Genomic DNA, 23591 nt, shown 5'->3' with positions numbered 1-23591 from the left:
ACACAGGCGAGTGCGGGACCGAAAGGGGTATGCCGATGAAACGCCTGTTGATCGTGATCCTTGTGGTCGCAGCCCTGTGGTCCGGCTATTGGGTGGTCGCTTCCAGCTACATCCGGAGCGGGATCGAAAAATGGTTCACTGCCCGCCAGGCCGAGGATTGGCAGGCCGAGTATTCGGATTTCAGGGTCACCGGCTTTCCCAACCGATTCGACATGCTCTGGGATGATCTGGCGCTGGCCGACCCGAAGACCGGAGTCGCGCTGGAACTGCCGCGCTTCGGCTTCTTTGCCCTGTCCTACAACCCGTTGCACATGATCGCCGTTTGGCCGCAAACGATGCGGATTTCGACGCCGCTGACCTCGGTCCTGATCAGCAGCAGCGATCTGCGCGCTTCGCTGAAACTGCACCCGCGCCGGGATCTGCAACTGAAGGGCGCACAGGTCGAAGCCGAGGATCTGGTGATCGAGGGCCCCGCGACCCTGTCGCTTGGCAAGCTGAACCTGGCGATGGAGCAGGTTGGGGATCGCAACACCTATCGCCTTGGTCTTCTTGCGCAGGAGGTCACCCCGCCCGACAGCCTGCGCGGCAGCATCGCCTCGGGCATCGCCCTGCCCGAAACCCTGCAAGAGGCGCGGCTGGATGCGACCGTGACCTTCTCCAAACCCTGGGATCTGAGCGCCATCGACCAGGCCCGCCCACAGCCCCGGCACATCCAGCTCGATCTGGCAAAGGCGCAATGGGGCGAATTGGGGCTTCAGGTCTCGGCCGACCTCGACGTCGACGACGCCGGCGTCCCGACGGGGGAGCTGAACCTGCAGGCGCGCAACTGGCAGGCCTTGCTGAAGCTGGCCATGGACAGCCGCGCGCTGGATCCGCGTCTGGGTCAGGCGGTCGAGGCGGCGCTGAAGATGCTGGCCGGGCTCAGTGGCAATCCCGGCACGCTGGACGTGACCGTGTCCTTCCGCGACGGGCGCAGCTATCTCGGCCCGGTGCCGGTCGGCCCGGCCCCGATCCTGCAGCTGCGTTAACGGCAGTAGCTGCCGTTGCGATATCGCGCGGTGTCGAAATGGAAATGGTTGCGGTGCAGCGCATTTGCCTCCGGGCCAAGCACTGTGCCGAAGGGGCCGCAGGCCGCATCATGGACCTGATGCAGGATGCGGCCCTCGCGCCCGTTCTGCCAGTCCTGAAGCACGTTTAGCTCTTTGCCGTCGGCCAGTTTCACCGCCGCGATATCCACCGCCCGGCCCTTGCCATGTTCGGAAATCCGCGCGCCCTTCTGGTTGTTGCGCGGCCGGCAGGCGTAATGGGCGACGACCTGCAATTGCCGCACCCCACCGCCATAACTGCCCACGGCAGGCTTCAGCCCGCGGTCGATCCAGGATTTCAGCGCCCTGGCCGTGCCGCAATCCATCACCGCATGGGTCGACAGGCCCACGCCGCTGACCGAACTGACGCGCACCGCCTGATCGATCCCGCAGCCTGAATGCGACGCCGAGACCCGCCCGATGGCCACCCCTTGAATCGCCAGATCGCTGCAGACCGCGCCGCTGCGCCGGGTCGCCACGGCGGCTCGCGCGGTCTGGCTGACCTCGGCAGGCCGCGTGCGGGGGCGCGGGGTCCGGGCGACTGTCATCGGGGATGGAGGCTCCGGTAGAACCGCCGTCACGCCGAGCGCGCCCGGATTTGAAGCGCGGGCCGATGTGGCAGGCAGAGCGCTGGAAACGACCGAAGCAGGGCCCTCCGGCACAGAGATCGCAGGCTCCGGAACATCTGCCACCGGCGCATCCGTACCGGGGGCAACCGATCCAGCGGCGCTTCGCGTCTGCAGGAACAATTCTGCCGGTAGCACGGTTTCACCCACCAGCTGTCCGGGGGCGACGGGGCGCAGGCTCTGCTCGGGCGGGTCTGCCCAGGCCGCAAGCGGCAGGGCCAGCCCCAATCCAAGCAGGAGCCGCTTCATTTTCGCGCCAGAGGCGTGCGACCGAAGTCCGGGGCCGAGGTATCCTGACCGGCGTCGATGATCCCCCGCCGTATCGCCCGTGTCCGGGTGAAGTAATCGTGCAGCAGATCGCCGTCACCGGTGCGGATGGCCCGCTGCAGCGCGAAGAGTTCTTCGGTGAAACGGCCAAGGATCTCCAACGTCGCATCCTTGTTGGACAAGAAGACATCCCGCCACATGGTCGGATCGCTCGCCGCGATCCGGGTGAAATCCCGGAACCCGGCTGCGGAATACTTGATGACCTCGCTGTCGGTGACACGGCGCAGATCATCGGCGACACCAACCATCGTATAGGCAATGAGGTGCGGTGTATGAGAGGTGACCGCCAGGACCAGATCGTGGTGATCGGCATCCATCTCGTCCACATGGGCGCCCATGCCTTCCCAGAAGGCGCACAGATCCGCCACCTTCTGGGGATCGCTGTCGGGGCTGGGCACGACAAGGCACCAGCGGTTGTCGAACAGCGCGGCAAAGCCCGCCGCCGGTCCGGAATGTTCGGTGCCGGCCAGCGGATGGGCCGGGATGAACTGCACGCCTTCGGGAATATGCGGGGTGACCGCGTCGATCACCGCCCGCTTGACCGAGCCGACGTCCGAAACCACTGCCCCCGGCTTCAGCCCCGGCGCCACGGCACGGATCGCCGTTTCCATGGCCCCGACCGGCACGCAGAGGATCACGAGGTCCGCGCCCTCGGCGGCTTCGGCAGCACTGTCGAAGACATCGCAAAGGCCGATGGCGCGCGCGGTTTCCCGCGCTTCGGGCGACAGGTCGTACCCCCGCACCTGTCCCGCCAGATTGCCGCGCTTGGTAGCCCAGGCGATGGAAGAGGCGATCAGCCCGAGGCCGATCAGGGCGACCTTCTGGTAGATCACGCCTCGACCCCGGCCTTGAACTGGCCGATCGCATGGGCGACCCGCCGGCAGGAGGATTCGTCGCCCACGGTGATGCGCAGGCAATTGGGCAGGTTGTAGCTGGTCACCCGCCGCACGATCAGCCCGCGGGCACGCAGGAAGGTATCGGCGGCCTCTGCCTCGGTCGGGGAGGCAAAGCGCGCCAGGATGAAATTGGCGCAGGAGGTATCCGAGGGCACGCCATGTTCGGCCAGCGCCTCGGCCAGCCAGGCCCGCAGACGGGTGTTTTCCGCGCGGGATTGTTCGACATGGGCCTGATCCTTGACCGCAGCCTCGGCCGCGGCAAGCTGTGCGTTGGACAGGTTGAAGGGACCCCGGATGCGGTTCAGCACGTCGATGATGTGTTTCGGGCCATAGCCCCAGCCGATGCGCAGCCCACCCAGCCCGTAGATCTTCGAGAAGGTGCGCGTCATGACCACGTTGTCGCGGGCCTCGACCAGACCCGCACCGCCGTCAAAGCCCTGCACGTATTCCGCGTAGGCCCCATCCAGTACCAGGATCGCCTGATCGGGAATACCGGCTGCAAGGCGCGCGACCTCGTTGCCGCCGATCATCGTGCCGGTGGGATTGTTGGGGTTGGCGATGAAGACCAGCTTGGTACGCTCCGAGCAGCCTTCCAGCAGCGCATCGACGTCGGTGACGCGTTCGCGTTCCCTGACCTCGACCGGGGTCGCCCCGGCGGCAGAGGCCGAAATCCGGTACATGGAAAAACCGTGTTCGGTAAACAGCACCTCGTCCCCCGGACCGGCATAGGCCTGATTCAGGAAGTGGATGATCTCGTCGCTGCCGACGCCGCAGATGATGCGTTCGGGGTCCAGACCGTATTGCGCCCCGATGGCTGCGCGCAGCCCGGCATGGTCGGTCGAGGGATAGCGATGCATGTCCTGCCCGGCACGGCGAAAGGCTTCGCGCGCGGCATCGCCAGGCCCGAAGGGATTCTCGTTGGACGAGAGTTTCACCGTATCGTTCACACCCGCGACCTTGGAATCCCCGCCTACGTACAGCGCGATGTCCATGATGCCCGGTTGTGGAATGATCTTGCTGGTCATTTGCTCACCTTTCCCTCGCCGGATCTTCTATCGTCCGGGCCCGACCATGGGAAGCCGAGATTGCGGCGCAGCGGCGATCAGACCCGGCAAAGTTGCCCTGTCGCGCCAGTTCACGGCCCACAGCCCGCCTGCCCCGCGATTTCCATCAATCCGGGCGCCGCCAGTGGTCCGCACAACGAAAAAGGCCGCATCCGAAGATGCGGCCTTTCGATTGCGGCGCTGAACGCGATCCCGTGGGATCAGTTCTGCGCGTAGAATTCGATGACGAGGCTCGGTTCCATCTGAACGGCGTAGGGAACGTCGCCCAGAGCGGGGGTGCGCACGAAGGTCGCGGTCATCTTGGAGTGGTCGGCCTCGATGTAGTCGGGAACGTCACGTTCGGCCAGCTGGGTGGCTTCGATCACGACGGCGATCTGCTTGGACTTCTCGCGGACTTCGACGACGTCACCCTCTTTCACGCGGTAGGAGGGGATGTTGACGCGCTTGCCGTTCACGGTCACGTGGCCATGGTTCACGAACTGACGGGCGGCGAAGATGGTCGCGACGAACTTGGCACGGTAGACGACGGCGTCCAGGCGGCGTTCCAGCAGACCGATGAGGTTTTCACCGGTGTCACCCTTCACACGCTCGGCTTCGGCGAAGATGCGGCGGAACTGCTTCTCGGTCATGTCGCCGTAGTAGCCTTTCAGCTTCTGCTTGGCGCGCAGCTGCAGACCGAAGTCCGACAGTTTGCCCTTGCGACGCTGACCGTGCTGGCCGGGGCCGTATTCACGACGGTTCACCGGGGACTTCGGACGACCCCAGATGTTTTCGCCCATGCGACGGTCGATTTTGTACTTGGCAGACGTGCGTTTGGTCACGGCTGATATCCTTTCTGTATTGCGCCCCTGGCCATCTCGGTCCCGGCGGGTGTTCGGGGAAGATCCCGTCACATCGCCAGTCCCGGTCGGACCCTGGACTGAAAGGGTGTTGTCCTCTTGGCCTTGCGGACCATGACAGGGTTCCCCTTGCGGGGGCCACCAACACCAATGAAGCCGCGCTTATATCCGGGGCTGAGGCGGAGTCAATCGGCTCGGCCTGCCTAAATCGGGGTTTCTCGGGCTTTTTACGCCCATGGCGGCCCGCCAGTGTCCACAGGACTGGTCTGGATGACCCGCCCCACGAAAAAGACCCCCGCGCCGTGGCGCAGAGGTCCGAATGTCATCGTCAACTTTTCAGCTATCCGCCCGGCAGTCGTGAGGGCGATGGGGACGACGGTCTTGCCATCAAGGCGATGGCGTCTGCGCGATCAAGCGCGCACGCCACCGGCCCGCGGACCTGCCAGAAGCCAGATGATGAAGCCGAGAACCGGCAGCACCAGGATCAACAGGGTCCATAGCACCTTGGACAGCACGCTCGCGCTGGATGTCAGGACCTGAAAGATTGCGTAAATATCGAGAACAAGGACGATAAGTCCTAGAATACCAAATTCCATGTTTCCACTCCGGGGTTGCGTCGGGGTCTGCAATTGAACGCGACAACTGGCGATCGGGTTCCCTGCAGCCCCTTCCCGTGCGCTCTGATGCACGAGCGTTCCGGCCCGCTACCGATGCCGAAAGGCAGAGCGGTCGCGACCCTGAACCTTCCCTGTCGCGACCCTGACCCCTCCCTGTCGTGCGACCCTGCAAGCAAGCGGAAACGCGGAATCCGGCCCGAAAGCCAAAGAAGGGTGGAACCATATCCATAGTCCTTTGTTGGATATGCAAGACCGGCTGCAGCCCCCGCCCCGTGGGAAGGCAATGCACAAGACCGGAAACCAAAACCGGACAGCACGAGCAGGCCCGAGGGCCGCCCAACCGGATCAATAAGGACCAGAGCCAATGCGTATCTTCGGACCCCTGACCGTCGCCATCGTCACCGTGGCCCTGCTGGCCTATGCGATGAGCTTTCTGGACATGGAGCTGGCAAGCAATGGCGCGTTGCCCGACCTGCGGCTGAGCATCAACGAAAACAGCCTGCCGAATGGGCCGTCGAACGGCATCTGGTCCGACGACACCCCCGCCGGCAGCAGCTGGGGCCGGACCAGCAGCGCCACGCATATGCCCTCCACCGGCGGATCGGCTGAAAGCAGCGCTCAGGTGCACGTCATTCAGAACATCACCGACTGATCCCAGGCTGAACTGGAACGTCACGCCGCAAACGCAAGGTTGGATTCCCCGGCCTAGCGTTTGCGGCGTTTCACGTTTCCGCCATGCTGGCCCGGACGCCCGGCGGTCGAGCGGCCCCGCGTGCTCTGCGATTTTTCAGACGCAGCCTCGATTGCGGATTGGCGTGCCATGGGATCGGCACCGACAGCCAGTTCGACCGCCTCCAGACGCTTGACCTCGTCGCGCAGTCGCGCGGCCTCTTCGAATTCCAGGTTCTCGGCGGCCTTGCGCATCTCGACGCGCAGCCCGTCGAGGTGGGCTTGCAGATTGGCCCCGACCAGCGGCTTTTCGACCTGCGCCGTGACCCGGTTCATATCCACGTCGCCCTTGTAGAGCCCGGCCAGGATATCATCGACATTCTTCTTCACCGTGGCCGGCGTGATGTTGTGTTCGACGTTGTAGGCGATCTGCTTCTCGCGACGGCGGTCGGTTTCGGCCAGCGCGCGCTCCATGCTGCCGGTGATCTTGTCGGCATACATGATGACCCGGCCGTCGACGTTCCGCGCCGCCCGCCCGATAGTCTGCACCAGCGAGGTTTCCGACCGAAGGAAGCCTTCCTTGTCCGCGTCCAGAATGGCCACCAGCCCGCATTCCGGGATGTCGAGGCCCTCGCGCAGCAGGTTGATCCCGATCAGCACGTCGAAGGCGCCAAGGCGCAGGTCACGCAGGATCTCGATCCGCTCGATCGTGTCGATATCCGAATGCATGTAGCGCACCTTGATGCCCTGTTCATGCATGTATTCGGTCAGATCCTCGGCCATGCGTTTGGTCAGGGTGGTCACCAGCGTGCGGTAGCCCTCCGCTGTCACCTTGCGGACCTCGTCCAGCAGGTCGTCGACCTGCATGCCGACGGGCCGGATCTCGATCACGGGATCCAGCAGGCCGGTGGGGCGGATCACCTGTTCGGTGAAGACGCCGCCCGCCTGCTCCAGCTCCCACTTGCTGGGGGTGGCCGAGACAAAGACCGATTGCGGGCGCATGGCATCCCATTCCTCAAACTTGAGGGGGCGGTTGTCCATGCAGGACGGCAGGCGGAAACCGTGCTCGGCAAGGGTGAACTTGCGCCGGTAGTCGCCTTTGTACATCCCGCCGATCTGGGGCACGCTGACGTGGCTTTCATCGGCAAAGACGATGGCGTTATCGGGGATGAACTCGAACAGCGTGGGGGGCGGTTCGCCCGGCGCGCGGCCCGTCAGGTAGCGCGAATAATTCTCGATCCCGTTGCAGACACCGGTGGCTTCCAGCATCTCGATGTCGAAATTGGTGCGCTGTTCAAGCCGCTGCGCTTCCAGCAGCTTGCCCTCGCCCACCAGCTGATCAAGGCGCTGCTTGAGCTCTTTCTTGATGCTGATGATCGCCTGCTGCATCGTCGGTTTTGGCGTCACGTAGTGACTGTTGGCGTAGACCCGGATCTGCTGGAAGGCATTGGTCTTTTCGCCGGTCAGCGGATCGAATTCCGTGATCGCCTCCAGTTCCTCACCGAAGAAAGACAGCCGCCAGGCCCGATCCTCAAGGTGCGCCGGGAAGATTTCAAGGCTGTCGCCCCGCACCCGGAAGCTGCCCCGCTGGAAGGCATGGTCATTGCGCTTGTACTGCTGGGCCACGAGGTCGGCGATGACCTGGCGCTGATCGAAGATGCCGCCGACCTTCAGATCCTGAGTCATCGCGCCGTAGGTTTCGACCGACCCGATCCCGTAGATGCAGGACACCGAGGCGACGATGATCACGTCATCGCGTTCCAGAAGCGCCCGCGTGGCCGAGTGGCGCATGCGGTCGATCTGCTCGTTGATCTGGCTTTCCTTCTCGATATAGGTGTCGCTGCGCGCGACATAGGCCTCGGGCTGGTAGTAGTCATAGAAGCTGACGAAATATTCCACCGCGTTATCGGGGAAGAAGCCCTTGAATTCGCCGTATAGCTGCGCAGCCAGCGTCTTGTTCGGGGCAAGGATGATCGCCGGGCGCTGCGTCCGTTCGATGATCTTGGCCATGGTAAAGGTCTTGCCGGTGCCGGTCGCCCCCAGCAGGACCTGATCGCGTTCGCCGTCCAGCACCCCTTGGGTCAGTTCGGCGATGGCCGTCGGCTGGTCGCCGGCGGCGGTGAATTCGGTCTGCATGACAAGCCGCTGTCCGCCTTCCAGCTTTTCACGGGTGCGCACATCCGGGGCCGGAGCATGCATCAGCGGCGGTTGCTTGTCGGAATGGGCGTAGGGCATGGGATCTCCGGGAGCGCGGGCAGACCTTTAGAATGGGCTGTTTTCCCGTCAGTGCAAGGGCGCAGCCGCAGGTTGCCCACTGCAGGGCGCTACAAGCCGGGTCCGGGCTGCAAGCGGATCGCCCATGCCGCCGAGGCTTGCAGTCCGTTAAGAAATTCCGGATAAGAGTTGCGGACTATGACATCCATTCACGGAGTGATCCATGCGCGCTCGAATCTATCGCCCCGCCAAGACGGCCATGCAATCCGGCACCGCCAAGACCCGGTCCTGGGTGCTCGATTTCTTCCCCGATTCCGCGCGCGAGGTTGATCCTCTGATGGGCTGGACCTCTTCCGACGACACCCAGAGCCAGGTACGCCTGCGGTTCGACACCAAGGAAGCCGCGCTGGAATATGCCGCCGACAAGGGCATCGAGGCCGTCGTGACGGAGCCGCAATCGCGCAAGACCAACGTCCGCCCCGGCGGCTACGGGGAGAACTTTGCCACCAACCGCCGGAATGTCTGGACGCACTGAGGTTGTAAATCGGGGCAAAGTTGTCGCGAAATCGGGGCAAGGATCCCGCGACGCCAAGACGTTATCTATATGTAGGGCGCCCAGTGGGCGCCCATACCATATGTGGTGTTGGCCTGGCGAGCTCGCTCCGTGGCCCAGGATCCGCTGCAAGACCGCCCCACAAGGACGACGCAGATGGCAGGCAAGCCCCTGAACAAGAAGAACCTCGTCGACCTTGGCGCCGAGACCCTGGCCGATCTGCTGCTCGAGGCGGTGAAGGGCGATGCGGCGCGCCAGCGTCGGGTGCGCATGGTGCTGTCCGCCAACGATGGGCCGGAGGCGATCGCCGCGGACGTGCGCAAACGCTACGCCTCGATCCGGCGGGCGCGCAGCTACATCTCCCGCAAGGCGCAGACCAAGCTGGCGCAGGAGCTGGCCGAGCTGACGCAGCTCATCGAGACCCGCATCGCGCCCGACGCCCCGGATGCCGCCTTCGACCTGCTCTGGGCGCAGCTTCACCTCGCGCCGGCGATCCATGAACGCACAGATGACAGCTGGGGGACCGTGGGCGAGGTCATGGACAGCGCCATGGAGGCGGTTTCGCGCCTCGCGCCAAGACTGTCCACCCCGCCCGAACCACTGGCCGAGGCGATCTTCGAAGCCATAGCGGACGACGGCTACGGCGCGTTCGACCAGGCCGTACCGGCGCTGGCCGAGGCGCTCGGCACCGCAGGCCTTGCCCGGCTCAAGTCCCTCGCCGAAGCGGCACGCGCGGCGCCCCTGGCCGAAGACGACCTCGCCCGCTACGCCTTCATCTCCGACCGCGAGGCCCGCGAAGCCCGCGCCCTGGCGGGCCGCAACCGCACCGCCGAGATGATCCTGCAGGACGTGGCCGACGCCGAGGGCGATGTGGACAGTTGGCTGGCGCAGTACACCGCCGAGCAACTGACCTATCACACCATTGCCCCCTCCGCCGCGCAACGACTCCTGGCGGCCGGGCGCCCCGAAGACGCCCTGGCCCTGATCGAAGCCGCCCTGCCGGGGGGGGCCAATGACGACGATGACACCCCTGACCTGGACGAGGCGCATTTCGCCTGCCTCGACGCGCTCGGGCGCCGCGAGGACCTGCGTGCCGCCCTCTGGCAGCGCTTCGAGCGCCACCTCTGCCCCGCCGCCCTGCGCCGCCACCTGCGGCTACTGCCCGACTTCGAGGATATCGAGGCCGAAGACGCTGCGCGACAGGTCGTCCTGGCCTTCCAGCCGATCGAGATGGCCCTGTCCTATTGCCTGCAGGCCCCGGACCTGCCGCTGGCCGTCGAGCTGATCGAGACCCGCATTGCCGAGATCGACGGCGACGCCTACGAGGTCCTCACCCCGCTGGCCGAAACGCTCGCGCCGTCCCATCCCCTTTCCGCGGTCCTGCTATGGCGGGCCATGGTCGACTTCGCCCTCGTCCGGGCGCGCTCGGGCCGCTACGGCCACGCTGCACGGCACCTGGCGGCCTGCGGCGCTGCCGACGTCGAGATCCTCGATTATGGCAGCCACCTATCCCACGCGGACTACCTTGACGCGCTCAGACGCGCCCACGCCCGCAAGGCTGCGTTCTTGGAGCGCGCCGGGCTGGTGTAGGGATAGGCGTGAGGGAGGCAGGGCGGCGGGCCCTTCCAGGGAAGACCTGTCCTGCAAGCTAAAGAGCACGTACGGCCCGAAGCCGACCTTGATCGCCACACCCGCCGCCGCAGTGCAGTTTCACCAAACCAGCCGTTTGTGCATCGCGCAGCATTTCAGGCACATGAAGGTCAGCAGTGCGGGACTTTCCTGCCGTTCGCTGCACATGCATCGTTCGTCACGAGCAGCGGCAGCAATGCGCAGATAGCTGATGCCGATCTTAACACGCCGCTTCCCACGAAGTCGTGATCTTCCAGCAACTGGAGGGCTAATTCAGACTTGACGACTGACCGCCGAGAAGTGTTTATCGTCGGTGGACGAAAGGAAACTGTGTGCTCGGTAGGTTCTTCATCATTCTTGTTGCATTGCAGCTCGTTGTTACGAGTGCATTCGCGCATGTGATGCCGATGGCCGAACATTGTGCAGAGCCTGTGGCTCAACATGCGCATTGTGAAGAGATACCCATCTTCCAAGATCAAGTGGTCGACGTCGCCTTCGAGACCGAGCAACAACCCAAGCCAATGGGGCTGCTTCATTGCGGCAGCGTTGCTTGCACAGATCAGTCTGGAATTGCGTCAGCTGTCGCCCTGCACAAGGACTTTCGGATCGCGGACCTGAATCCGGCCGAACCGAGCGTGGCTCTGCAATCCGTCCTTCTCTCATTCCTCCGGCCTCCTCTGGCCTGAGCGCGCCTGTACGGCGTTGATTGCGGCGTTGCCTGAGCGGCCACGTCCGGCAATTTGATCATTTACGGCCTTTTTCAGGTTCGAACCTCTGGCCCATCTGATCCTTCTCCCCCCATCACTGCTTAGCAGTGACCTCCTCTTTGCTGGGCCATTTTTTGGTCCGCGTTCACGGAAAACACATGAAACACACGAATTTCCTGCGGCCTCTCGCCGTAGTGCTGGGGCTTGCCCTCGGCCTGCCTGCGCAAGCTGGCACCTATGACATCACCGTCGACAAGGTCCGGATCGACACAGGAACCTTCAAGAAGAACGGGATCGGCTACAACGGTAGCCAGACCCCGACCATCCTGCATTTCGAGGAAGGCGAAGACGTCGTCATCCGCGTGAAGAACAATCTGCGCGAAAGCACGTCCATCCATTGGCATGGCCTGATCCTGCCGTTCCAGCAGGACGGCGTGCCAGGTATCAGCTTCAACGGCATCAAGGCGGGCGAAACCTTCACCTACCGCTTTCCAATCGAACAGGCAGGCACCTACTGGTTCCACAGCCATTCGAGCTTCCAGGAACCTGACGGGGCCTATGGCGCCATCGTGATCTCCCCGAAAGGCGGCGAGGCGGTGCCCACGGACCGCGACTACGTGGTGCAGCTGACGGACAAGCATCCGCACAGCGGATCGCGGATTTTCCGCAACCTGAAGGCTTCGGCAGACTACTACAACCGCGCGCAGCGCACGGCGCAGGACCTGATTGAAGACGCTGGTGCGGATGGTCTGAAAGCCGCACTTCAGGATCGAAAAATGTGGGGTGCCATGCGCATGATGCCCACGGACATCGAAGATGTTCAGGGCTTCACGCCGCTGATCAACGGGGCGAGCACCCAGCAAAACTGGACCGGCATCTTCAAGCCCGGCGAAAAGGTGCGCCTGCGCCTGATCAACTCCTCGGCGACGACCTATTTCGACGTGCGCGTGCCCGGTCTGAAAATGACGGTGGTGCAGGCCGATGGCAATGACGTGAAGCCGGTCATGGTGGACGAGCTGCGCATCGCCGTGGCGGAAACCTATGACGTGATCGTCCAGCCGCGCGAGGCCAAGGCCTATTCGATCATCGGCGAGAGCGCGGGCCGCACCGCAATGGTGCGGGGCACATTGGCACCGTCTGAAGGCATGGTCGGCCCCTACTATAAGATGCGGCCTCAGCCTCTTCTGACCATGGCAGACATGGGCGGCATGATGTCCGGGATGGATCATTCCGGAATGGACATGGGCGGCATGGACATGTCTGGGATGAACCACTCTGGCATGGACATGAGCGGTTTCGACATGTCGGGGATGGATCACTCCGGCCATGATATGAGCGGCATGGATATGTCCGGCATGGACCATTCCGGGATGAATATGGGCGGTATGGACATGTCCGCCGGTACGCCTGTCGTTCCCTCTGAGGGCGCAGCGGGCGCTGCCTTCTATGCACCGGGAAGCGGGCTGATCCCGACGGCGGCGAATGGCGGCAAGTTCCTTGGCTACGAAGACCTGCGCGCGCGCAAACCGCTCTACCGTGATCGCCCTGCAACCCGCGAAATCGAGATCCGCCTCACCGGCAACATGGAGCGCTACATCTGGTCCATCGACGGCGTGAAATACGAGGATGCCGACCCGATCCGTCTGAAATACGGGGAGCGCGTCCGCTTCAAGTTCGTCAACGAAACCATGATGGCGCACCCGATGCACCTGCATGGCATGTGGACGATCATCGACACCGGCAAAGGGGCCTACGACCCTGTGAAGCACACGGTCAGCGTGGCGCCGGGGACGACGCTTTACACCGAGACCGAAGTCGACGCCCCCGGCCAGTGGGCCTTCCATTGCCACCTCTCCTACCACATGGCCGGCGGCATGTTCCGCAAGGTCATCGTCGAAGGCGGGCCGTCCTGATGGACGCGTATTCCAAGGAAACCAATCATATGAAAAAACTGCTACTTGGAACGGCCCTCGGGCTTCCGCTTGGGCTGGCTTTCGCAACTTCTGCGATGGCCGAGGTGGGCGTTTCCCCGACGGTCTGGGGCGTGCGGACCGACAAGCTTGAATACCGGATGGGCGATGAAGAGAACTCCTTTGCCTGGGAGTTCGAAGCCTGGACAGGCAATGACGAGCTGCGGCTCGTCTGGAAGAGCGAAGGCGCAAAGATCGAAGGCGGCGACTTCGAAGAGATGGACAACCAGATCCGCCTCCAGAAACCGATCACTGATTTCTTCGATGGCTTCATCGGGATCGCCGCCTCCACGCCGGACGGCACGCCCGAGCGCTACTATGGCGCTTTCGGCGTCACCGGCCTCGCGCCGCAATGGTTCGAAGTCGAAGCGGCGCTCTACGTTTCCGAATACCCCTACCTCGGGGCGGAGGTGGAGTATGAAGCTCTGCTGACCAACCGGCTGATCCTGACGCCGTCTCTCGAAGTCAGCCTGCCGCTGGCGGATGATCCCGCGCGCGAAATCGCGGCGGGCGGCGGCTCTGTCGAGCTGGGACTGCGACTGAGCTACGACCTGATCGGCCGCAGCGTGTCGCCCTATGTCGGCGTGAACTACGAACGCGCCTTCGGCGGCACAGCCGACATTCTGCGCGATCACGGCCATGAGGTCGACGAGCTGACCGGCGTCGTCGGCATCAACTTCATGTTCTGATTTTTCTGCGCCCTCTCGGCTACTTCGAAGCCGCGGAGAGGGCGCAGCCTTTTCAACCTGAACCAACCAAGGGAGCACCCCAATGAAACTTCGTACTATCCTGACATCTGCCGCACTGTCGGTCAGTCTGGCCCTGAGCGCAGGCGCTGCATCGGCACACGGTAAGGGCATGATGACCATGCCGAGCAATGGCCAGACGGTCGGCGCGGACACCAAGGTCATGCACTTGATGTTCACCGATCCCATGCAGATCACCACCGTCACGATGGCCGCGCCTGATGGTAAAACCTACAAGATCAACGGTCCGGCCGCAAACCAGGCCGTGAAGACCTGGGAAGGCAAGCTGCCGAAGCTGGCACCGGGCAATTACAAGGTCGACTGGCGTGGCATGTCGCCGGACGGTCACCCGATGAACGGTAGCTTTGCGTTCAAAGTCGGGAAGTAAATCATGGGCGGAGTTCTTGCCGCACTGGAACCGGTGCAGATCACCTCGATCCTCGTCAAGGCGGGGATGTATGTCAGTGTCCTGCTTGCGGCGGGCTCCGTGATAAATCTCTGGCTCCTCACGGAGCTGGATGCCGCTGCAAGCCGTCGCCTCAGGCGGCTTGCAGCATGGTCGGCCATAGTTGGCATCGTGTTCAGCGCACTCAACATCCCGCTGCGGGCGGCCTTCTTCTACGGGGGCTTCGGTGGCGCGCTTGATCCGATGATGCTCCAGATTGCCCTATCCAGTCCTCTTGGGTTGTCGGTTGAGGCCGACATCCTCGGTCTTCTGGCCATCGCGACCATCGTGTTCCATCGCAGTTGGACACGCCCTGTGGCGGTCCTTGGTGTTGTTCTTGTGGCTGTCAGTTTCGCCCTGCGCGGTCACGCCACCGGAGATCCGAGGCTGGCGCTTTCGACGCTTTTCGTCATCCACATCCTTGCCGCGAGCTTCTGGATCGGGGGCTTCTATCCGCTCTATGACATGGCAGGGCGCGGCAACGAGGCAGCGGGGCGCACTGTCGAGCGGTTCGGTCAGGCAGCGCTGGTCATGGTCGGGCTGCTCGTCGTAGCAGGCGTAGTGATCCTGGTGATCCTGGCGGGCGATCCGATCGCGGTCCTGACCCAACCCTGGGGCCAGTTCATGACGCTGAAACTGGCGGTGGTGGCGCTGCTTCTTGGGCTTGCAGGTCTGAACAAGCTTCGGCTGACACCGGCTCTGGCCGAATCTGGAAACGCGGCTCCGCTGCGGATGTCGATCCGTTGGGAGGTCGCCGCCTTTCTTGTGATCCTGCTTGTCACTGCCACCTTCACGTCCACCGTCGCGCCGGAGCACGTCGGCTAAGCCAGAAAGACACCGGGGGCGTCAAGACGCCGCCCCCGTTTCTCGCCTCATACGCCGAGGGCGCGCAGGCCCATCCAAAGGCCCATCACGATCATCATCAGATTCTCGGTCAGGGAGATGAAGCCGAGCGGCACATTGGAGGCACCGCCCACGCAGGCGCATTTCAACTCGCGCTTGTCGATGTAGACCGCCTTGAACACGCTGACCGCCCCAATGGTCCCGATGAACAGCGCAACGGGCGCGGAGATCCATGTCAGGACGCCCGCGGTCATCAGGATACCGGCCAGTGCCTCACCGTAGGGATAGACCTTGCCGTAAGGCACCCAGCGTTTCGCCAGCAGGTCATAGTTCAGGAACATGGTCGAGAACTGCTCGACATCCTGAAGCTTCTGGATCGCAAGCACCGTCATCGACAGCGAGATGAACCACTGGACGCTCTGCCAGGTCAGGATGGTCCCGTATTGGTGCCACGCCAAGCCAAGCGCCAGCAGAGCACAGACCGAAAAGATCGCGATCACAGGGCGGTAGGTTGTATCACTCTGCTCTTCTTTGGGCGGGTCGATGCCGAGGAAGATGCGCAGGTCGTCATGACCCCCTATCCGTTTCCCGTCGATGAAGGTCTGAGGCGTGGTCTTGACATCATGCTCACGCTTGAAAGCCTCTGTCTCGTCCTTGGTCTTCAGGTGGTGGTCTTCGACGACGTAGCCGTTGCGCTCCAGCAGATCTTTGGATTTCAGCCCAAAGGGGCAGGTATGCTCGGGCATGACCATGCGATAGAGGACGGCGGTTTTCGTGGTATCCTTTGCCATGATCATCTCCCTCAATTCGTGCAGTTATACTGGCCGCGGAAACCGGCCTCGTAGTCAGGGCCCGCGCTGATGACAAAGTCCTGAAGGCTGTCATCTTCCGTGTCGCGCACCTCAATCGTGATCGGGTCAGCCGTGAAGCTTTCTCCCGCGCCATCGAGACGGACCAGATCACCGCTGATCTTGACCAGAGCCGTGTCGTTGCCGGACACGAACACGGGCGGGCTTGCCTCGGTATAGGTGAAGCTGCACGCGGCCCCATCCGGGAAGACTTGGGCGATATCTGCCTGCGTAAGGAACTCGGGATCGACCTTGGAAACAACCTCGCTGGACAGGGCGTCCTGAGCGGGTTTCAACTCGGCTGCCGGTTCATCCCCGGCAGGTGTTGCCTCTCCATTCGCCGAAGTGTCGGCGATCAGATAGCGCATTTCGGCGATTTCCTTGTCTTGGGCGTAAATGATGTCATCCGCCAAGGTGCGCACCCTTGGATCGGTGATTTCCGCGCGGGACGAGGTCATGATGGCGATCGAATGGTGTGGGATCATCGCCCGCATGTAGGCGCGGTCTTGCACCGTCACCTGGCTGCGAACCAGCCAGAGTGCTGCTGCGAAGACGATGACGGAGCCGACGAAGATCGCGATGTTGAGCGCGCGGTTCTTGTACATGCCGAGCATGAAAGACAGCATGACGAAGGCCATGACCGCCCCCATGACGATCGCCATGTAGGCACGCGTTTCCGACCAGAAAATGTGATTGACCAGATAGGTGTTCAGGTACATCAGCCCGAACATCAGGGCCGTGGAAACAGCAATCATCAGGAAAAAGCGGGAATAGGCCATCAACACCTCCAAGTTTGTTCAGGGGACTAACAACCTTCCAGTGGGTGGATGTTCCCTATAATTTGGCTTTTCTCGCTTATTTCTGCCCGGTGATCTCTTGTTGATAGTCGCGTTCGCGCTCTGGCCAGATGGATTTGATGTAGTCGAGGATCGCGCGAATTTGCGCATCGCTCAGGCTGCCCCCAAAGCCGGGCATGTCACTTTCATAGCCCCCGCCGACCACTGCGGCAGTCCCATCCCGCGTGATGCGGAACAGGATGTCGTCGCTATGATGCCAGGTGTGGCCCGTTGCATCATGGGGTGGCGCAGGCAGGCGGCCGTCGGGGCCGGGGCTGCGCCAGTCCGGTTGTCCCTGAAGGTCCACGCCGTGACAGGAGGCGCAATTCTGCTGATAAAGCGCTGCGCCTTCCATGCCTTCCTCTGCTCCGGCTGAGTAGGCCACGCCCGAAAGAGCAACTGCGATCAGGGAAAGCAACTTCATAAGACCATGATCCAGTTTGTCATGCCCGAGGCCGCGTGCCCCAGCATGTGACAATGCAGCAACCACTTTCCCGGATTGTCCGCAACGAAGGCAATTTCCGTCGTCTCGTTCGGCATGACCAGCACCGTGTCGCGCAGCGGACCAAGTGCTCCGTCTTCCTTGCGCACCCGGAAATGCATCCCGTGCAGATGCATCGCGTGCGGGAAGATCGTGTCGTTTGTCATGCGGATGCGGGCTGTCTCCCCACGTGACAGGGTGGCAAAGGGCGTCTTTCCCAGCCCGACCTGTCCGGCCAGCGCCCAGAACTGGCCATTCTGGACCAGCTCCTGCCAGCCCATCCTCTGTCCATCGAAGGTCGCACTCTCCAGGCCGCGCATCGCACCGCCTTGCAACGGCATGTCGAGGACAGGCGCCTCATCGACGCCGACGATCTCCATACGCGGATTTCGCGGCAAGGGCTGAGGCGTGCCGCGAGTGACTGACGCGGCACGTCCTTTGACAGAGACTTCCGCCAGCACACGCCAGGTATCATCGGCCGCAGCAAAAAGAAGCCCTGCGGTTTCCCCTTCCTCGGCCGAGACATCGACAATCAGGTCCATGCGCTGCGCGGGGGCAAGCACAAGCGTGTCGGTCACCGGCTCTGGTGCCGCAAGCGGCATTCCGTCAAGAGCCACCGTCCAGCCGGTAAGCCCCTCCAGTTTCAGGCCGAAGATCTGGGCATTCGCCGAGTTGATCAGTCGCAACCGCAGCCGCTCGTTCTGCCGGGCGGGCAGCCTGTAATCGTAGCGCCCGTTCACGCCCACGAGGTTGCCGATCTGTCCGCCGTGGCTGCGCGTCATCGGCGCTGCGAAGTCATCGATAAACAGGCCCGTATCGGGGTCCAGCAACCAGTCGTCGATCATCAGAACCTCGTCCCGATCCACATCCGGCGGTGTTGCCTCTTCGATGATTAGGGCTCCGGAAAGACCCCGCGCAACCTGTTCCATCGAATTGGTGTGGGCGTGATACCAGTAGGTTCCGGCATCAGGAAGATCGAAGGCATAGTCGAAACTCTCGTCGGGCGGCACCGCGTCCTGGGTCAGCCCCGCGACACCATCCATGGCGTTGTCGATACGGATGCCATGCCAATGGATCGAGGTCGGAACCTTTAGCGCATTCACCAGCCGCCGTTCCAACCGGCTGCCTTGCGCGGCGCGGATCACGGGGCCGGGGATTGTGCCATCATAGCTCCAGACCGGCGTGGCCGGATAGCTGGCAGGGGCAAGCTGGACCGTGGTGTCCATGGCTGTCAGGAGGGGTATTTCCTGAGCAAAGGCAGGTCGTGCGAATGGAGCAGAAGCAAGACCTGCGCAGAATAGCCGTCGTGTCATCTTCATGTCAGTTGATCCCATTGGCGCGCTGTACTTCGCGGATATAGGCGATGATCGAACTCACGTCCGCACGCGTCACCTCGGGCTGCGGCGGCATGTCTCCGAATTTCCAATGATGTGCGCGCACGCCATTCGCAGCCGCCATCTGGAAGGCCATGTCGCCATGGTGGGACGGCTCGTAGATCTTGTGGATCAGCGGCGGAGCAAACCCGATTTTCCCGGCGGCATTCTCGCCGTGGCAATCGGCGCAGACGACATCGAAGGCCCGCTTGCCCATGCCCGCCTCGGGCGACAGCGTATCGGGCAGCGTAACGGCAACCATGGGCGCGCCCTCCGCTGGTGCTGCGGTGTCCTCGACAGGGACAGTCTGAGGGGTAGAGCGGGTGAAAGCATAGGCGCCAAGCGCCACGGCAAGAACCGCGGCCCCGGCGAGGGTGATCTTTTTCATGACTGTATCCTGTCCTGCGCAGCTTTCCCTGCCGCGCGTCCTGACAACGGGGCGACCGAAATCGACCCAGGTTCAACGGGTGCAGGATCCGGCGCGAGGAGGAGGCAGGTCCAGCGACAGGCTTATCGTCATGCCATTTCGAGGCTCCGGCCGCACATGACGGAGGTGTGGCAGATCATCGTTCCGGAGCGGCTGACTGCTATCGAGAAGGGCATAGGATGCGCAGGTCACCATATCAGCGCAAGGCGCGTCAGCTTGGTGGTGGTTCGCCGAGGCCTGCTGATCTGCAGAGATCATCGCTTCTGGACAGGCCGCACAGTCATGCATCGCGGGCCCTGCCGCAGACATTTGCGACAAGGCAGCCAGCATAATGAGGCTGGTCAGGAAGATTACGGCGATTAGGCGCATAAAGACTCTCGATTGCAGCGCAAAGGATGGGTTCTGACGACGGCTTGGTCAATCCCAAAATCGCGCCACTTCCCGTGTTCCCAGCCTCAATGGTTACGCAGCCGATAACCGCAGTCCCACCTTAGTGTCGGCGTTTCGTGCCATGCGGCGCGGGAAAGTAATGTCGCGGAGCGGACGAATGCAGCCGCAGCGAAGCTTCGGCATGGTCACGAGTAGTTTGGGCTCGGAGCTGACCTCGGATGCGACGCAGCACCATGTGCTACAATGTCTTGTCAACGTCGGGTTGTCGATGTGGGAGGGCGTGGTGGATCGGAGGATCCATCATGGAAACACCAAACTTACCCGCCATTCGCGCACTGCGTCCGGCCTGGAACAAAGGCCGGATAGTCGGTCAGAAACGGCCGCTCAAGCCCAAACACGTCTGGGCAATTCGGGTCCGGCTGGAGTTGGCCGAGAACCACCGCGATCTGGCCCTTTTCAACCTTGCAATCGACAGCAAGCTGCGCGGCTGCGATCTGGTGAAGATGAAGGTGGTCGATGTCATGGCGTCCGGTCAGATCAAGGAACGCGCGTCGGTTCTGCAAAGCAAGACCCGTAAGCCCGTCCGCTTCGAAATCTCGGAAGGCACCCGCGCATCGCTGGCACGGTGGATGCGGGAGCCGCTCATGATTGGGTCCGAATACCTCTGGCCCGGGCGCTTTCACGAACGCCTTCACATCTCGACCCGTCAGTACGCGCGGATTGTCCGTGTCTGGGTGACATCCATTGGTCTGGAAGCCAGCGCCTATGGCACGCACTCGATGCGCCGAACGAAGGTGACCCAAATCTACAAGAAGACGGGCAACCTGCGGGCAGTCCAACTGTTGTTGGGCCATACCAAGATGGACAGCACTGTCAGGTATCTTGGCGTTGAACTTGAAGATGCGCTGGCTATCGCCGAAGCTATCGAAATCTAAACGCTTGGGCCGTCTTCACTGACGGCCCAGACCGGACCTTCAGTCTGTTAAATTGCCGCATCGCGGCGTTCACCAGAGCGGACATCCGCGATCGGACGCAGCATTTCCGCGGCCCCGGGGTGAGATCGCGTGCCTTTCGGCTTTCGTCACAGTTACAGAATTTTGATCCGCGAAGATGAATGGCTGGTGGTCGCAGCGCCTACGCCGCGTCATAGCGGGCGAATATCTCGGTGCTGCCGTCTTTCCGGATCAGGAAAACATCGTAAGCCTCCCGCTGATCCTCAGGGCCCATGCCCGAAGAGCCATAGGGCATTCCGGGCACAGCGAGGCCGATGGCTTCAGGGCGTTCGTCCAGAAGGCGACGGATGTCAACAGGTGGAACATGGCCCTCGATCATGTAACCTTCGACCTCGCCGGTATGGCAGGAGTGCATCTGCTGCGGGATGCCGTTCTCCAACTTGTGGCGGATCAGGAGCGTGCCCATGCTTGCTTGCGTGGTCACCGTGAAGCCGGCGTTGCCAAGGATCTCCACCCAGGCAGTACAGCATCCGCAGTTGATGTCCTTCACGACGTGGATGATGGGCGCACTGGCTTGGGCGGTGGCAGCGAAGGGCGCCGTGGCAGCGATGCTTGCGACAGAGATGAGCAAGCGGCGGCGAGACATGTGTGTCATCAGTATGGTCCTTGTGGTTACTTCATATATGTTCGTTGACGGCAGGCGCGGTGACGCGACCGAGTGTCGCTGACGCGGTGCCGGTTCGGCCGGATCGGCTTTCCCGCTCTGGCCGGAAGGTCAGCAGCCGGAGCGCGTTGAGCGTCACGATCACGGTGGCGCCGGTATCGGCGAGGATCGCGATCCAGAGGCCCGTGACGCCCAGGAGAGTCGTCACCAGGAACACCGCCTTGAGGCCCAAGGCGATGGCGACGTTCTGACGGATGTTGGCCATGGCCGCGCGGGCAAGCCGGACCAGCCCCGGAATGTCAGCTACACGGTCGCGCAAGACGGCGGCATGTGCGGTCTCCAGCGCCACGTCGGTGCCCGAGCCCAGGGCCACGCCAACCTGCGCGGCGGCAAGCGCCGGGGCGTCATTGATACCGTCGCCAACCATCATCACCTGCGCCTCTTGTCCGAGATCGCGGACCTCGCGCACCTTGTCTTCCGGCAGAAGACCCGCGCGGTGGTCGATCCCGAGACTTTCGGAAATCGCCGCGGCCGTGCGCGCGTTATCTCCGGTCAGCATCACCGGCACGATGCCCAGGGCACGAAGTTGGCGCACGGCTTCGGCCGCGTCGGGGCGCGGCTCGTCGCGCAGAGCGATCAGGCCGCAAGCGGCCTCGTCGCGCCAGACGAGTACGACCGTCTTTCCCTCCGCTTCGAGCATCGCGGCCTGGGCACGAATTGGCTCGCTCAGAACACCGCTCTCTTCCGCCAGCCGGGGCGAGCCAACCGTCACCGTCGCGCCACGGATCACGGCCTCGGCGCCCTTGCCCGGGATGGATCGGGCTGCGCGTGACGCAGGAACAACCGTGCCCTCCGCTTCGGCACGCGCCAGGATGGCCAGTCCGAGCGGATGACTCGCGCCGCTCTCGACACCCGCGGCCAGCGAGAGCACCTCGGCTGACGTTCCCTCACTCGGCAGGATGTCTGTCACGCGCGGCTGACCGGCGGTCAGTGTTCCTGTCTTGTCGAATGCGACATAGGTGATCCGGGCGACGGCCTCGATCACCGCGCCGCCCTTCATAAGCAGGCCGTTCCGTGCGCCTGCCGATAGCGCCGAGGCAATGGACGCAGGAACCGAGATCACAAGCGCGCAGGGGCATCCGATGAGCAGCAGCGCCAGCGCCCGATAGACCCATTCTTCCCATGCCAATCCAAAGGCAAGCGGAGGGACGATGGCGACGAGGATCGCCGCCCCCACAACCACGGGCATGTAGACGCGGCTGAACCTGTCGATGAATCGTTCCGTCGGGGCGCGGGCGCTTTCCGCTTCCTCGACCAGGCGGACGATGCGCGAGATGGTGTTGTCCTCGGCGGTTTTTTCGACCCGCACCCGCAGCGCGGCCTCGGTGTTGATCGAACCGGCGAAGACCAGGCTGCCCGGCTCCTTGAGGCTCGGCACGCTTTCCCCCGTCACCGGGCTTTCGTCGACACCGGACGTGCCGTCGATCACCTCACCATCAGCGGGAATCCGGTCGCCCGGGCGCACCATCACGGTCTGACCGATGGCCAGGCTCTCGGCCGGGACCTCTCGCGTTCGTCCGTCCATTTCCAGAAGCGCCGTCTTCGGCACCAGTTGCGCCAAGGCCCGGATGCCGTTGCGCGCCCGACTGGCGGCGACACCTTCCAGCATCTCGCCAACAGCGAAAAGGAAGACGACGAGCGCCGCCTCCTCGGCAGCGCCGATCACCAGCGCGCCGCTTGCGGCGATAGTCATCAGCATCTCGATCGTAAAGGGCATGCCAATCCGCGCCATGGCGAAAGCGCGACGGGCCACGGGAACGAGCCCGATCAGGGTGGCCAGGACGAACGCCCATTGCGCAATGTCTTCAGAAGCCAGCAGATGCACCGCCCAGGCCGCCGCGAGCAGCACGCCTGTACCGAGCACGAGTCGGCCCTTTGACGTGGCGTGCCAGGCGGCCTGCGCTTCTTCTGCCCGCCTGGGGTGCGCCTGTTCTTCCTCATTTTCGGGTGTGACGGCGTCGGACCCCGGATAGGCCCCCTCGGGCAGAACAAACCCGCCCTTCGGCTTCTCTGGCGCGCTTCCCCGCGGCGAGATCCCGTAGCCGATGGCTCGCACCGCCTTCTCGACCTGTTCAGGTGTGGAGCGGGTTTCATCCAGTGTCAGACGCAGGCGTTCCGTCATCGGTGCGACATCGACATCCGTGACGCCCTGCAACCGCTCGACCGCACCGCGGACCTTGCCCGCGCAGGCGCCGCAGTCCATGCCCGTTACGCGCCACTCGATCTGGTGTCCGTCGTCTGCCATTTCCGTTCTCCTGCCGCGTATGCGAGTCGTTCAGTCACAGAGATAGGACCTCTACCAACTGTAGGTTCAAGCCATTCCTGATAG

23 protein-coding genes are annotated in these 23591 nt (G+C 63.2%); 10 read left to right on the top strand and 13 right to left on the bottom strand.

Features of this window, described 5'->3' with window-relative positions; genetic code table 11:
- Positions 1–35: 35 nt before the first annotated feature.
- Positions 36–1028: a DUF2125 domain-containing protein gene (locus PSAL_RS16665; RefSeq protein WP_119838684.1), complete on the top strand. Its 993-nt coding sequence runs from the start codon at positions 36–38 to the stop codon at positions 1026–1028.
- Here PSAL_RS16665 and PSAL_RS16660 read toward each other — a convergent pair.
- The 5 genes from PSAL_RS16660 to PSAL_RS16640 all read right to left on the bottom strand — a co-directional run bounded on the left by PSAL_RS16660 (position 1025) and on the right by PSAL_RS16640 (position 5433).
- On the bottom strand, positions 1025–1960 hold the full coding sequence (locus tag PSAL_RS16660; RefSeq protein WP_119838683.1) for an extensin-like domain-containing protein: 936 nt from the start codon (positions 1958–1960) through the stop codon (positions 1025–1027). The two genes, PSAL_RS16665 and PSAL_RS16660, sit on opposite strands and share 4 nt — an antisense overlap.
- Positions 1957–2871 carry a prephenate/arogenate dehydrogenase family protein gene (locus PSAL_RS16655; RefSeq protein ID WP_119838682.1) on the bottom strand — a complete coding sequence of 305 codons (915 nt, stop codon included), beginning with the start codon at positions 2869–2871 and terminating at the stop codon, positions 1957–1959. The genes PSAL_RS16660 and PSAL_RS16655 overlap by 4 nt, the downstream gene beginning before the upstream one ends.
- The gene (hisC, locus tag PSAL_RS16650) at positions 2868–3959 is read right to left on the bottom strand and encodes a histidinol-phosphate transaminase (RefSeq protein ID WP_119838681.1); all 1092 of its coding nucleotides are present in this window, start codon (positions 3957–3959) and stop codon (positions 2868–2870) included. The genes PSAL_RS16655 and hisC overlap by 4 nt, the downstream gene beginning before the upstream one ends.
- A gap of 239 nt (positions 3960–4198) precedes the next feature.
- A complete protein-coding gene (gene rpsD, locus PSAL_RS16645) occupies positions 4199–4819 on the bottom strand; it encodes a 30S ribosomal protein S4 (protein ID WP_119838680.1) in 621 nt (206 codons plus the stop codon).
- Between the two features lie 428 nt (positions 4820–5247).
- Positions 5248–5433, bottom strand: coding sequence for a PLDc N-terminal domain-containing protein (locus PSAL_RS16640; RefSeq protein WP_119838679.1), 186 nt, complete (start codon positions 5431–5433; stop codon positions 5248–5250).
- A 385-nt stretch (positions 5434–5818) separates the two neighbouring features.
- Here PSAL_RS16640 and PSAL_RS16635 point away from each other — a divergent pair, with 385 nt between their 5' ends.
- On the top strand, positions 5819–6106 hold the full coding sequence (locus tag PSAL_RS16635; protein ID WP_119838678.1) for a hypothetical protein: 288 nt from the start codon (positions 5819–5821) through the stop codon (positions 6104–6106).
- A 53-nt stretch (positions 6107–6159) separates the two neighbouring features.
- Here the strand turns inward: PSAL_RS16635 and uvrB are convergent, their stop codons facing one another.
- Positions 6160–8358, bottom strand: a complete 2199-nt coding sequence (gene uvrB / locus PSAL_RS16630) for an excinuclease ABC subunit UvrB (protein WP_119838677.1) — start codon at positions 8356–8358, stop codon at positions 6160–6162.
- Positions 8359–8560: 202 nt separating this feature from the next.
- Between uvrB and PSAL_RS16625 the strand changes: the two genes are divergently transcribed.
- The 7 genes from PSAL_RS16625 to PSAL_RS16595 all read left to right on the top strand — a co-directional run bounded on the left by PSAL_RS16625 (position 8561) and on the right by PSAL_RS16595 (position 15212).
- Positions 8561–8872 carry an ETC complex I subunit gene (locus tag PSAL_RS16625; protein WP_119838676.1) on the top strand — a complete coding sequence of 104 codons (312 nt, stop codon included), beginning with the start codon at positions 8561–8563 and terminating at the stop codon, positions 8870–8872.
- Between the two features lie 174 nt (positions 8873–9046).
- Positions 9047–10480 (top strand): DUF6880 family protein, encoded by a 1434-nt coding sequence (locus tag PSAL_RS16620; RefSeq protein WP_196941874.1) that lies wholly within the window; start codon positions 9047–9049, stop codon positions 10478–10480.
- A gap of 371 nt (positions 10481–10851) precedes the next feature.
- Positions 10852–11205, top strand: coding sequence for a hypothetical protein (locus tag PSAL_RS16615; RefSeq protein WP_119840562.1), 354 nt, complete (start codon positions 10852–10854; stop codon positions 11203–11205).
- A 179-nt stretch (positions 11206–11384) separates the two neighbouring features.
- Complete coding sequence (locus PSAL_RS16610; protein ID WP_119840563.1) at positions 11385–13139, top strand: copper resistance system multicopper oxidase; 1755 nt, start codon at positions 11385–11387, stop codon at positions 13137–13139.
- A 29-nt stretch (positions 13140–13168) separates the two neighbouring features.
- A complete protein-coding gene (locus PSAL_RS16605) occupies positions 13169–13885 on the top strand; it encodes a copper resistance protein B (RefSeq protein WP_231388553.1) in 717 nt (238 codons plus the stop codon).
- Positions 13886–13967: 82 nt separating this feature from the next.
- The gene (locus PSAL_RS16600) at positions 13968–14330 is read left to right on the top strand and encodes a copper resistance CopC family protein (protein ID WP_119840565.1); all 363 of its coding nucleotides are present in this window, start codon (positions 13968–13970) and stop codon (positions 14328–14330) included.
- Positions 14331–14333: 3 nt separating this feature from the next.
- Positions 14334–15212, top strand: coding sequence for a CopD family protein (locus tag PSAL_RS16595; protein WP_119840566.1), 879 nt, complete (start codon positions 14334–14336; stop codon positions 15210–15212).
- 47 nt (positions 15213–15259) lie between these two features.
- Here PSAL_RS16595 and PSAL_RS16590 read toward each other — a convergent pair whose 3' ends face one another.
- The 5 genes from PSAL_RS16590 to PSAL_RS16570 form a co-directional block, all read right to left on the bottom strand.
- Complete coding sequence (locus PSAL_RS16590) at positions 15260–16021, bottom strand: glutaredoxin family protein (RefSeq protein ID WP_196222876.1); 762 nt, start codon at positions 16019–16021, stop codon at positions 15260–15262.
- 11 nt (positions 16022–16032) lie between these two features.
- Positions 16033–16857 carry a DUF6692 family protein gene (locus PSAL_RS16585; RefSeq protein WP_196222877.1) on the bottom strand — a complete coding sequence of 275 codons (825 nt, stop codon included), beginning with the start codon at positions 16855–16857 and terminating at the stop codon, positions 16033–16035.
- A 76-nt stretch (positions 16858–16933) separates the two neighbouring features.
- Complete coding sequence (locus PSAL_RS16580) at positions 16934–17338, bottom strand: c-type cytochrome (RefSeq protein WP_147407666.1); 405 nt, start codon at positions 17336–17338, stop codon at positions 16934–16936.
- Entirely contained in the window at positions 17335–18714 is a 1380-nt protein-coding gene (locus PSAL_RS16575; RefSeq protein ID WP_119840567.1) for a multicopper oxidase family protein, read from the bottom strand. Before PSAL_RS16575 ends, PSAL_RS16580 begins: the two co-directional genes overlap by 4 nt.
- Before the next feature lies 1 nt (position 18715).
- Positions 18716–19156: a c-type cytochrome gene (locus tag PSAL_RS16570; protein WP_119840568.1), complete on the bottom strand. Its 441-nt coding sequence runs from the start codon at positions 19154–19156 to the stop codon at positions 18716–18718.
- A 731-nt stretch (positions 19157–19887) separates the two neighbouring features.
- Between PSAL_RS16570 and PSAL_RS16565 the strand changes: the two genes are divergently transcribed.
- On the top strand, positions 19888–20520 hold the full coding sequence (locus tag PSAL_RS16565; RefSeq protein WP_119840569.1) for a tyrosine-type recombinase/integrase: 633 nt from the start codon (positions 19888–19890) through the stop codon (positions 20518–20520).
- Positions 20521–20719: 199 nt separating this feature from the next.
- On the opposite strand, the gene PSAL_RS16560 is transcribed toward PSAL_RS16565, so the two are convergent.
- Positions 20720–21193: a DUF411 domain-containing protein gene (locus PSAL_RS16560; protein ID WP_119840570.1), complete on the bottom strand. Its 474-nt coding sequence runs from the start codon at positions 21191–21193 to the stop codon at positions 20720–20722.
- A 22-nt stretch (positions 21194–21215) separates the two neighbouring features.
- A complete protein-coding gene (locus PSAL_RS16555; RefSeq protein WP_119840571.1) occupies positions 21216–23507 on the bottom strand; it encodes a heavy metal translocating P-type ATPase in 2292 nt (763 codons plus the stop codon).
- Positions 23508–23591: the final 84 nt, after the last annotated feature.

Source organism: Pseudooceanicola algae (assembly GCF_003590145.2).
Taxonomy (GTDB): domain Bacteria; phylum Pseudomonadota; class Alphaproteobacteria; order Rhodobacterales; family Rhodobacteraceae; genus Pseudooceanicola; species Pseudooceanicola algae.
Note: the sequence above shows the minus strand (reverse complement) of the source record. Positions and strands in the feature narration are given on the sequence as shown.

Bases quoted from the DNA above. Each gene is read 5' to 3' on its own strand.
- uvrB (WP_119838677.1), bottom strand. From the start codon at position 8,358: ATGCCCTACGCCCATTCCGACAAGCAACCGCCGCTGATGCATGCTCCG.
- PSAL_RS16565 (WP_119840569.1), top strand. From the start codon at position 19,888: ATGGAAACACCAAACTTACCCGCCATTCGCGCACTGCGTCCGGCCTGG.
- PSAL_RS16660 (WP_119838683.1), bottom strand. From the start codon at position 1,960: ATGAAGCGGCTCCTGCTTGGATTGGGGCTGGCCCTGCCGCTTGCGGCC.
- PSAL_RS16665 (WP_119838684.1), top strand. From the start codon at position 36: ATGAAACGCCTGTTGATCGTGATCCTTGTGGTCGCAGCCCTGTGGTCC.
- PSAL_RS16600 (WP_119840565.1), top strand. From the start codon at position 13,968: ATGAAACTTCGTACTATCCTGACATCTGCCGCACTGTCGGTCAGTCTG.
- PSAL_RS16575 (WP_119840567.1), bottom strand. From the start codon at position 18,714: ATGAAGATGACACGACGGCTATTCTGCGCAGGTCTTGCTTCTGCTCCA.
- PSAL_RS16640 (WP_119838679.1), bottom strand. From the start codon at position 5,433: ATGGAATTTGGTATTCTAGGACTTATCGTCCTTGTTCTCGATATTTAC.
- PSAL_RS16555 (WP_119840571.1), bottom strand. From the start codon at position 23,507: ATGGCAGACGACGGACACCAGATCGAGTGGCGCGTAACGGGCATGGAC.
- PSAL_RS16610 (WP_119840563.1), top strand. From the start codon at position 11,385: ATGAAACACACGAATTTCCTGCGGCCTCTCGCCGTAGTGCTGGGGCTT.
- PSAL_RS16620 (WP_196941874.1), top strand. From the start codon at position 9,047: ATGGCAGGCAAGCCCCTGAACAAGAAGAACCTCGTCGACCTTGGCGCC.
- PSAL_RS16605 (WP_231388553.1), top strand. From the start codon at position 13,169: ATGAAAAAACTGCTACTTGGAACGGCCCTCGGGCTTCCGCTTGGGCTG.
- PSAL_RS16560 (WP_119840570.1), bottom strand. From the start codon at position 21,193: ATGACACACATGTCTCGCCGCCGCTTGCTCATCTCTGTCGCAAGCATC.
- PSAL_RS16595 (WP_119840566.1), top strand. From the start codon at position 14,334: ATGGGCGGAGTTCTTGCCGCACTGGAACCGGTGCAGATCACCTCGATC.
- PSAL_RS16585 (WP_196222877.1), bottom strand. From the start codon at position 16,857: ATGGCCTATTCCCGCTTTTTCCTGATGATTGCTGTTTCCACGGCCCTG.
- PSAL_RS16580 (WP_147407666.1), bottom strand. From the start codon at position 17,338: ATGAAGTTGCTTTCCCTGATCGCAGTTGCTCTTTCGGGCGTGGCCTAC.
- PSAL_RS16635 (WP_119838678.1), top strand. From the start codon at position 5,819: ATGCGTATCTTCGGACCCCTGACCGTCGCCATCGTCACCGTGGCCCTG.
- PSAL_RS16625 (WP_119838676.1), top strand. From the start codon at position 8,561: ATGCGCGCTCGAATCTATCGCCCCGCCAAGACGGCCATGCAATCCGGC.
- PSAL_RS16570 (WP_119840568.1), bottom strand. From the start codon at position 19,156: ATGAAAAAGATCACCCTCGCCGGGGCCGCGGTTCTTGCCGTGGCGCTT.
- PSAL_RS16590 (WP_196222876.1), bottom strand. From the start codon at position 16,021: ATGGCAAAGGATACCACGAAAACCGCCGTCCTCTATCGCATGGTCATG.
- hisC (WP_119838681.1), bottom strand. From the start codon at position 3,959: ATGACCAGCAAGATCATTCCACAACCGGGCATCATGGACATCGCGCTG.